9 protein-coding genes are annotated in these 8,857 nt (G+C 65.9%); 6 read left to right on the top strand and 3 right to left on the bottom strand.

The window, feature by feature from the left end; translation table 11 throughout:
* From G474_RS23885 to G474_RS0107405, 3 genes are all read right to left on the bottom strand, one after another.
* The coding region (locus G474_RS23885; RefSeq protein ID WP_211228074.1) for a hypothetical protein at positions 1 to 213 on the bottom strand (213 nt) is incomplete at its 3' end.
* A gap of 27 nt (positions 214 to 240) precedes the next feature.
* Positions 241 to 1,176 carry an ApeA N-terminal domain 1-containing protein gene (locus G474_RS23285; protein ID WP_156919189.1) on the bottom strand — a complete coding sequence of 312 codons (936 nt, stop codon included), beginning with the start codon at positions 1,174 to 1,176 and terminating at the stop codon, positions 241 to 243.
* A 325-nt stretch (positions 1,177 to 1,501) separates the two neighbouring features.
* The gene (locus tag G474_RS0107405; RefSeq protein WP_051282047.1) at positions 1,502 to 2,200 is read right to left on the bottom strand and encodes a Bax inhibitor-1/YccA family protein; all 699 of its coding nucleotides are present in this window, start codon (positions 2,198 to 2,200) and stop codon (positions 1,502 to 1,504) included.
* 179 nt (positions 2,201 to 2,379) lie between these two features.
* On the opposite strand from G474_RS0107405, the gene creB reads away from it, so the two are divergent.
* The 6 genes from creB (at position 2,380) to G474_RS0107375 (ending at position 8,832) form a co-directional block, all read left to right on the top strand.
* A complete protein-coding gene (gene creB / locus G474_RS0107400) occupies positions 2,380 to 3,066 on the top strand; it encodes a two-component system response regulator CreB (RefSeq protein ID WP_026686418.1) in 687 nt (228 codons plus the stop codon).
* A 159-nt stretch (positions 3,067 to 3,225) separates the two neighbouring features.
* Complete coding sequence (gene creC / locus G474_RS0107395; protein ID WP_026686417.1) at positions 3,226 to 4,653, top strand: two-component system sensor histidine kinase CreC; 1,428 nt, start codon at positions 3,226 to 3,228, stop codon at positions 4,651 to 4,653.
* A gap of 105 nt (positions 4,654 to 4,758) precedes the next feature.
* Entirely contained in the window at positions 4,759 to 6,120 is a 1,362-nt protein-coding gene (gene creD / locus G474_RS0107390; protein WP_026686416.1) for a cell envelope integrity protein CreD, read from the top strand.
* Complete coding sequence (locus tag G474_RS19975) at positions 6,120 to 7,445, top strand: glycoside hydrolase family 3 N-terminal domain-containing protein (protein WP_051282045.1); 1,326 nt, start codon at positions 6,120 to 6,122, stop codon at positions 7,443 to 7,445. The genes creD and G474_RS19975 overlap by 1 nt, the downstream gene beginning before the upstream one ends.
* 54 nt (positions 7,446 to 7,499) lie before the next feature.
* Entirely contained in the window at positions 7,500 to 8,156 is a 657-nt protein-coding gene (gene hda, locus G474_RS0107380) for a DnaA regulatory inactivator Hda (RefSeq protein WP_026686415.1), read from the top strand.
* A 1-nt stretch (position 8,157) separates the two neighbouring features.
* On the top strand, positions 8,158 to 8,832 hold the full coding sequence (locus G474_RS0107375) for a histidinol-phosphatase (RefSeq protein ID WP_026686414.1): 675 nt from the start codon (positions 8,158 to 8,160) through the stop codon (positions 8,830 to 8,832).
* Positions 8,833 to 8,857 lie beyond the last annotated feature (25 nt).

Below are 8,857 nucleotides of genomic sequence, written 5' to 3'. Positions count from 1 at the left end.
CCTACGGTCATCCGCAGCCACGTCAGGAAAAGAAACTGAGTCGTACCGCCTTTGCCATTGCCGGCTGAAAGGAAACCCCATGTTCCTGTTGTTTCCCCTCCCGCGTTTGCTTTGAGACTGATCGCCCATCATGGCTAAACGGATCGCACCGACACGGATTGACGCCGATAACTCTTCCGGCAGCTTGCCTGCCGCTTGTACCGATTGGCGCACCGTGAGCAGATTCCATGTCGGCACGGGTCATAGAGAACCCACACCAGATGCCGGATATACGACTGCATGCGCTTTCCAGCTGCCAAACCTATCGTTCAGTTTCCTTGATTTCCGGGGGAGTCCATATATGAAGACGTTAGCCATGTCGTTCCCCATGGCTGGACGAAGCATGAAAAAGTCCCGATCTCGACTCAGCGTGCAGTATTTTGCTTCCCGCAGGGCCACTAGGATTTCCACATCTTGCCGTGTGTCCGCAACGATTGCCGATACATGGTCTGGAGCCATCGGCGAACCGGAAATGAAAGCGAGCAACGTACTCACCTTCGATAGCTGGGTTAAGAACCAATCAACATCTTGTGGTTGATTCGGTTTGATTCGAAGACACGCGGATGTTTTGACTGTGATGTCAGTGATTAGGTCTCCCGAAAAACTCCTATCAATCCCCCAGCCCAGTTCCATGTCTAGGCTGGGGATAGATGTCGCTTCTTCTGATAGGCCATCGATCTGGTAAATAACACCTGCGGGGGAGTTCTCAGTCTTTGGAATAATCGTTCGCTGGATCCCTGATCTGCATAACCAAATTTGCAGACCAGGTATTCTGAACCGAATTTCGCTGTATCTGGTTTGAGGGGTTACGTGGGCGCCGACGATGACCAAACTGGAAATCAATCGTTCAGACTCGCGAAAGCCGGCTTGGCCGATATTTATTTGCGCACCAGTCCTCAATGCGCGAAGCACGCTAACTATGTTGTTCGTTGTCGTTCCATGGATGGCTTGATAACGATGTTCTTCATTTCCAAAGATGGAGCCTCGAAGAGGGGTAAAAGTGTCGTTAAGTTGGAGTGTTGCCTTCCCGGATGACCACGAGAGTGTCCCCGGGATTTGTTCGGAACTTTCGTTTTCTGCTGGAAGACACCACTCACCGACAAAATCGACCGAGTCAGGAATCACATGTCGGGCCATATTATTTCTCCAGTTAATTAGTTATCTGTCAGGTTGATTGAAAATAAATGGTGAAGATAGAGATTCGCAGTAGCTGAATATTTTCGTATCGTCATCCGCTCCGCCTGTTCCACCCGGGTACGATGACCTTTTCCCCCTCAGGAGCGAACATGGACCTTCTTCTCGATCAGGTAGCCAGCAACTTCCCGGAAGGCGGCGACCTGCTAGCGCAAGGGCTGGGATGCTGAAACAGGGCGGCCTATCCGGCTGAAGGCTTCATGTGACTCGGCTGCTACACAAAAAAAACGCCGCAGTGACGCGGCGTTTTTTGTGGGTGCAGGGCAGCTCAGTCTTCGCCAGCCAGCTGCATGATGAAGCGCAGCACGTACCAGAGCATCAGGGCCACCGAGGCGAACAGGTGCAGGGCGGCGCCGGCGGGGCGGTCGGTGGGGTAGTGGCGGATGATGTTGGAGGTGTCGTAGAGGATGCAGCCGGCAGCGAACAGGATCATCAGGGCCGAGAACCAGATGCCCAGGGAGAAGCCCAGGATGATGCTGGCGACGATGGCGCCCAGGGCGATCAGGCCGCCGGTCCGGAGCATGCCGCCCAGGAAGGAGAAGTCCTTGGTGCTGCTCATGGCCGTCCAGGTCAGGCCGCCCATCAGCAGGGCGGTGGCGAACACGGCAGCGGTGATGGCGCCGGGCACGGCCACGCTGGCCAGGGTGAACATGGGCGAGAAGATGCAGGCTTCGGCGATCACGTAGATGCCCAGGGCGGTGAGCTGGGCCATGTTGCTTTCGGCCTTGTCCGCCATGGAAGTGGCCAGCCAGCCCACCACCATGAAGCCCCCCAGGATGGCCAGCCAGGCGAACTTGGAAGCGGAGATGAACTTCAGCATGACCACGCCGAAACCGCTCAGGTGCAGGACGAAGGAGAGCAGCGCAAAGGCCACGATGGCGCCGCCCAGGTACAAATAGGTGGTCTTGATGAACTGGGAGCGGCTGACTTCGCCCCCTTGGGCGTTGACTGACAGGTACTCATCCATGGTGGGTTTCCTCGCTGATGACGTGCTGATGGTGAAAATTGATGGCGGCGGGAACCTGCCGTTCCGCGCCGCCGCAAGCCGGGAATATGCCATTCATTTAGGGCGAAAACAACTCCGGCGGAATATCCCAGGAGCCCGGGGCTTTGCCCGCCGGGCCCCGGGCCGCATATCATGTGCCCATGGAAATCCTGATCGTAGATGACGAGCCGGCCATTGCCGACACCCTGGCCTATGCCCTGAAGACCGAAGGCTATGCCGCCGACTGGTGCGGCCTGGGCCGCGAAGCCATCACGCGCCTGGAGCAGCGCGCCTATGCCCTGGTGATTCTTGACGTGGGCCTGCCCGACATGAGCGGCTTCGATGTCTGCCGCCAGTTGCGCCGCCATTCCGAGGTGCCGGTGATCTTCCTCACCGCCCGGGCCGAGGAGGTGGACCGCATCGTCGGGCTGGAGCTGGGGGCCGATGATTACGTGGCCAAGCCTTTCAGCCCCCGGGAAATGGTGTCCCGGGTGCGCGCCATCCTGCGCCGGGCCCGGCCGGCCGCCCCGCCCCCGGCCGAGCCGCCGCCCCCGGCAGCGGCGCCCCTGTTCCAGGTGGACCGGGAGGGTCTGCGCATCGCCTGCCGGGGCCAGTGGCTCACCCTGACCCGCTATGAGTACCTGCTCCTGGCCTGTCTGCTGGAGCGCCCGGGCCGGGTCATGAGCCGCGCCACCCTGATGGACCTGGTCTGGCGCGATGCGGAGGAAACCGAGGAGCGCACCGTGGATACCCACATCAAGACCCTGCGAGCCAAACTGCGCCCCTGCCTGCCGGAGCGGGACCCGATCACCACCCACCGGGGCCTGGGCTACAGCATCGATCCATGAGCCTGAATTCCGCACCACAGAGGCCCGGAGGTACAGCGCCAGGCAGTCTTCAAGGCTTCATCCCCCTGCCTGGCGCAAGCCGGAAGCCAGGGCGGCAGGGCCACACAAGGACTGCCGCCGCGTTTTCCGTCTCTCTGTGGTTCGAATAAGGTTTCAAGGATGAACATCTCCGTCCGTCTCTTCCTCGGCTATTTCCTGGTGGTGGGCCTGGCCGCCTGGTTCGTGCTCAACACCTTCTCCCAGGAGGTGGAGCCGGGCATCCGCCAGGCCACCGAGGAAACCCTGGTGGATGCGGCCCATCTGCTGGCCGAGCTGGCTGCCCAGGATCTCGCCCACCAGCGCATCAACAGCGGCGCCTTCGCCGCCTCCCTGCGCGCCGCCCGGCACCGGCTGCCGGCCGCCACCATTTCCGGGGTGCGCAAGGAAAGCATCGATTTCCGGGTCTATGTGACCAACCCCCAGGGCCGGGTGGTGTTCGATTCGGAAGGCCAGTCGGTGGGCAGCGACTTTTCCCAGTGGCGGGACGTGGCCCGGGTGCTGCGCGGTGAATACGGGGCCCGGCACACCCAGGAGGACCCGGACGACCCGGGTTCCGCCGTCATGTACGTGGCCGCCCCGATCTACTGGCAGGGGGAGCTGATCGGCGTGCTGTCCCTGGCCAAGCCCATGACCACCCTGCTCCCCTACGTCCAGCGCGCCGCAGCCCGGGTGCGCCAGAGCGGCCTGCTGATGCTGGCCGCCTCGGCCTGCATCGGCCTGGTGTTTTCCCTGTGGCTGACCTGGTCCATCTACGGCCTGATCCGCTACGCCCGGGAGGTGAGCGCCGGCCGCAAGGTGGAAGCCCCCACCGGCGGCGGCCGCCAGTTCTCGGAACTGGCCCGGGCCCTGGCCCTGATGCGGGAGCGCCTGGAAGGCAAGCAGTACGTGGAGAAATACGTGCAGAACCTGGCCCACGAAATGAAGAGCCCCCTCACCGCCGTGGTTTCCGCCGCCGAACTGCTGGAGGAACAGCCGCCGGAAGCCGAACGGCGCCGTTTCATCCAGGTGATCCGCGACCAGGCCCTGCGCCTGCAGCAGACCATAGAACGGATGCTGCAGCTGGCCCGGGTGGAACAGCTGCAGAGCCCCGAGGGCAGCCGCCTCCTGGACCTGGCGGAGCTGGCCCGCCAGGTCCTGGAAAACCGCCGCACCGCCCTGGAGGCCCGGGACCTGGAAGCCCGCCTCCAGGCCGAAGGGGAATTCCCCTGCCGGGGCGACGCCTTCCTGCTGCAGCAGGCCCTGCTCAACCTGATCGACAACGCCATCGACTTCTCCCCCCCGGGCGGCCTGCTGGACATCCAGCTGGAGCGCCAGGGCCCGCTGCTGCGCCTGCACGTGGCCGATCAGGGGGAAGGGGTGCCCGATTACGCCCTGCCGCAGATTTTCGAGCGTTTCTATTCCCTGCCCCACCCGGCCACGGGCCGCAAGAGCACCGGCCTGGGCCTGCCCCTGGTGCGCGAGGTGGCCCGCCTGCACGGGGGCGAGGCCCGCTTTGCCAACCGCCCCGAAGGCGGCGCCCGGGCCAGCCTGGAGCTGCCGGCGGCCTGAATCCGCACCACTTCACCCTGACTTCACCCTGCCTTCCCGGACGCTTCCCGCGCTGTTCACAGGTCCTGCCTATCCTGCCGGCATCAACCACCACCGGAGAAGGACATGGACCGCAAACTCTTGTACAAGCTGCTCAGCATCGGCTTGCTGACCCTGCTGCTGATGCTTCCCCTGTTCATGATCGAGGATCAGATCAGGGGGCGCAGCCTGCGCCAGGACGAAGTCAAGGAAAACATCGCCCGCAGCGCCGCCGGGGCCCAGACCCTGGTGGGCCCGGTGCTGGCCATCCGCTACCGGGAGCGGGGCGCCCCGGAAACCCGCAAGGACCCGGACACCGGCCAGATCACCACCTCCCGCCCTATCCATGAGCACCTGCTCACCCTGCCCGCCAAGGCCCTGGACATCCGCGGCAAGGCCACGGTGGAGCGCCGCAGCCGGGGCATCTACCAGGCCCGGCTGTTCCACCTGGACCTGAGCTTCGCGGGCAACTTCCAGGTCCCCGGCCACCTGGGCCTGTCGTCCCAGGTGGAGCTGGTGGACGCCCAGGCGGTGCTGCTCCTGGGCCTGGCCGATCCCCGGGGGGTGAGCAACGATCCGGAAGTCAGCATCAACGGCCAGATCCGGCGCTTCGAGGCAGCCCAGGACGGGCTCCTGGAACAGACCCTGCCCGGCAAGCGCCTGGAGCTGGACCTGGGGCCCCTGCCCCTGGATGAGGCCAAACGCTTCGACTTCTCCTTCCCCCTGAAGCTCACCGGCACCGAGGAGCTGGCCATCGCCCCCAGCGCCGAAGCCAATACCATCGAGCTCACCTCGGACTGGCCCCACCCCAGCTTTCAGGGCCGCTTCCTGCCCCGGGAACGGCGGGTGGATGGGCAGGGCTTCGCGGCCCGCTGGGAAGTTTCCCACCTGGCCCGCAGCCTGGAAGCCACCTTGCAGGCCAACGACGCCCGCTTCGCCAATGACTCCCGCCGGGAGGTGCTGGGCATCAGCTTCATGGACCCGGTCAATGTGTACCTGCAGGCGGAGCGGGCGGTGAAGTACGGCAGCCTGTTCATCGTGCTCACCTTTGCCGCCTTCTTCCTGGGGGAACTGCTGCGCCGCCGGCCCGTGCATCCCATGCAGTACCTGCTGGTGGGGCTGGCCCTGGCCATGTTCTTCCTGCTCCTGATCGCCCTTTCCGAGCATTTCTCCTTCCTGCTCGCCTACCTGATCTCCGCCGCCGCCTGCATCGGGCTGATCTGCACCTACCTGGCCGGGGTCCTGGGCGGCCGCCGTCCGGCCCTGGCCTTCGGGGCCGGCTTCACCGGCCTGTACGGGGTGCTCTACGGGGTGCTGCAGTCCGAGGACAACTCCCTGCTCATGGGCAGCCTGCTCCTCTTCATCGCCCTGGGGGCCATCATGCTCAGCACCCGCCGCCTGAACTGGTACCGGCTCGGGGAGCCCGGCCACGGGGAAGGAGAAGCCTGATGCAAGCCCTGCGCCTGCCCCGCCCCAGCGGCGCCCTGCTGGCCTGGACCCTGCTGCCCCCCCTGGCCGGCGTGGCCCTGCACCTCAAGCACCCGCTCCTGTACCTCTGGCGGGACTGGGAAACCGCCATCCTCCTGGGCCTGGCCCTGCTCGGCCTGTACGGCGCCCGACGGGCCTGGCACCAGGCCCAGACCCGGCGCCAGCGCCTGGAACCCGGCCTGCGCCTGCTGGCCTGGCTGGCCCTGGCCCTGCTCACCCTGGGCCAGGAGGCCTGGTTCCGCTGGCAGCAGTACCAGGTGTTCCAAGGGGGCGTGGCCATGGAGCGCATGGGGCGGCATTTCGTGGTCGGCTTCCGGGACTTCGCCGAGCTGGCACCCCTGGCCGAACAGGGCCTGATCGGCGGCATCTACCTGAGCCGGCGCAACATCCGGGGCCTGGAGGCGGGCCAGCTGCGCCGGGAAATCGACGCCCTCCAGGCCCTGCGCCGCCGGGCGGGTCTGCCGCCCCTGTTCGTCATGGCGGACCAGGAAGGCGGCAGCGTCGCCCACCTGTCGCCCCTGGTGGAGGCCCAGCCCGCCCTGGCCAGCCTGACCCGGGAGCCGGAAGGGCTGGAGGGCCGGGCCCGGGCCTATGGGGAACGCCAGGGCAAGGCCATGGCCGCCCTGGGGGTGAACATGAACCTGTCGCCGGTGGTGGATCTGCACCCGGGGCAGAAAGGCAACTGGCAGGACAAGCACACCCGCATCGAACGGCGCGCCATCGCCGCCGATCCCCGGCTGGTGACCCGGGTGGCCACGGCCTACAGCGCCGGCCTGAGCGCCAGCGGCGTGCTGCCCACGGTGAAACATTTCCCCGGCCTGGGCCGGGTCAAGGGAGACACCCACCTGGTCCGGGCCAGCCTGTCCCTCAAACCGGAGCAGCTGCGCGACGACTGGCTGCCCTTCCAGGCCGTCACCGCCAGCACCGGCGCCGCCATGATGCTGGCCCATGTGCATCTGCCCCAGGTAGATCCCCTGCAGCCGGCCTCCCTGTCCCGCCCCCTGGTCCAGGAGCTGCTGCGCCGCCAGTGGGGCTACCAGGGCCTGCTGATCACCGACGACCTGAACATGGGCGCCGTCTACGGGGACGGCATAGACCGGGCCGCCGTGGCCGCCCTGGACGCGGGCGTGGACCTGCTCCTGGTGTCCTACGACCCGGACCAGTATTTCCGCGCCCTGTACGGAGCCGCCCGGGGCTGGCGCCGGGGGGCCGTCGGCGCCCAGCGGGAGGCCGCCAGCGCCGCCCGCCTGGATCGCCATTGGCGGCAAAGCCGGGCAGAGGACTGACGGGAGCCGGGGGCGAGGGTGTAAAATCCCGGGTTTTTCCAGCCCACCCGCCCCATGCGTCAGCTGCTTCTCGACCTGCTTCCGGAAACGCCCCCCTCCCTGGACAACTTCGTCCCCGGCGGCAATGGCGAAACCCTGGCGGCCCTGACCGCCTGGCTGGCAGGAGGCCACGGGGAATCCAGCCTGCTGCTCTGGGGCGAACCGGGTTCGGGCAAGAGCCACCTGCTCCTGGCCAGCGGTTTCTGCTACCGGGATGCACGCCAGGACCCGGACCTGGCCGGGCTGGAGGAGCTGCCGGAAAACCTGGCGGTGGATCACGTGGAAGCCCTGTCGGCCCCAGGCCAGATCGCCCTCTTCAACGCCTTCAACCGGATCCGGGCCGCCCGGGGCCGGCTGCTCACCGCAGCCGCCCAGGCGCCGGCCCACCTGGCCTTGCGCGACGATCTGCGCACCCGCCTGGGCTACGGCCTGATCTACCGCCTCCTGCCCCTTTCCGACGCCGAAAAGGCGGCGGCCATCCAGCACCAGGCGGCGGAACGGGCCATGAAGTTCCCCCGGGAAGCCCTGGATTACCTGCTCCGCCACGCCCCCCGGGACATGCGTGCTCTGTCCGCCCTGGTGGTGGCCCTGGACCATTACTCCCTCGAACAGAAACGCCCCATCACCCTGCCCCTGCTCAGGGAGGTGCTGGCCTCACCCCTGGAAAACTGACATGCAACTCGCACTTTTCGATCTGGACAACACCCTGCTCTCCGGCGACTCGGACTTTGAATGGGCCCAGTTCCTGATCAGCAAGGGGGTGCTGGACCGGGAGGTCCAGGAAGCCAAGAACGTCCAGTTCTACGAACAGTACAAGGCCGGCACCCTGGACATCTACGAGTTCCTGGCCTTCCAGCTGGCGCCCCTGGCCCGCCACGAGCGCGCCGAACTGGATGCCTGGCACCGGGAATTCATGCAGACCCGCATCCGCCCGATCATGGGCGCAGCCGCCCGGTCCAAGGTGCAGGAACACCTGGAGGCCGGCCACCTGTGCCTGCTGGTGACCGCCACCAACAGCTTCGTCACCGGCCCCATCGCCCGGGAATTCGGCATTCCGCACCTGATCGCCACCATCCCTGCCTGGGAAAACGGGGCGTTCACCGGGCTTTCCCGGGGCATCCCCTCCTTCAAGGAAGGCAAGATCACCCGGGTGGAGGAATGGCTGGAGTCCCAGGGGCTCTGGTGGGGCAGCTTCAGTGACAGCTGGTTCTACAGCGATTCCCACAACGACCTGCCGCTCCTGGAACGGGTGAGCCGCCCGGTGGCGGTGGACCCGGACGACAAACTGCGCCAGACGGCCCTGACAAAAGGCTGGGAAATCATCAGCCTGCGCGGGAATGCAGTATGATGGCGCACTTTCCAGAATGATCCAC

It is taken from the genome of Azovibrio restrictus DSM 23866, from assembly GCF_000429665.1.
GTDB classification, from domain to species: Bacteria; Pseudomonadota; Gammaproteobacteria; order Burkholderiales; family Rhodocyclaceae; genus Azovibrio; species Azovibrio restrictus.
Note: the sequence above shows the minus strand (reverse complement) of the source record. Positions and strands in the feature narration are given on the sequence as shown.

Coding starts and splice junctions, on each gene's coding strand:
- G474_RS23285 (WP_156919189.1), bottom strand. CDS start 1,176: ATGGCCCGACATGTGATTCCTGACTCGGTCGATTTTGTCGGTGAGTGG.
- G474_RS0107405 (WP_051282047.1), bottom strand. CDS start 2,200: ATGGATGAGTACCTGTCAGTCAACGCCCAAGGGGGCGAAGTCAGCCGC.
- creB (WP_026686418.1), top strand. CDS start 2,380: ATGGAAATCCTGATCGTAGATGACGAGCCGGCCATTGCCGACACCCTG.
- creC (WP_026686417.1), top strand. CDS start 3,226: ATGAACATCTCCGTCCGTCTCTTCCTCGGCTATTTCCTGGTGGTGGGC.
- creD (WP_026686416.1), top strand. CDS start 4,759: ATGGACCGCAAACTCTTGTACAAGCTGCTCAGCATCGGCTTGCTGACC.
- G474_RS19975 (WP_051282045.1), top strand. CDS start 6,120: ATGCAAGCCCTGCGCCTGCCCCGCCCCAGCGGCGCCCTGCTGGCCTGG.
- hda (WP_026686415.1), top strand. CDS start 7,500: ATGCGTCAGCTGCTTCTCGACCTGCTTCCGGAAACGCCCCCCTCCCTG.
- G474_RS0107375 (WP_026686414.1), top strand. CDS start 8,158: ATGCAACTCGCACTTTTCGATCTGGACAACACCCTGCTCTCCGGCGAC.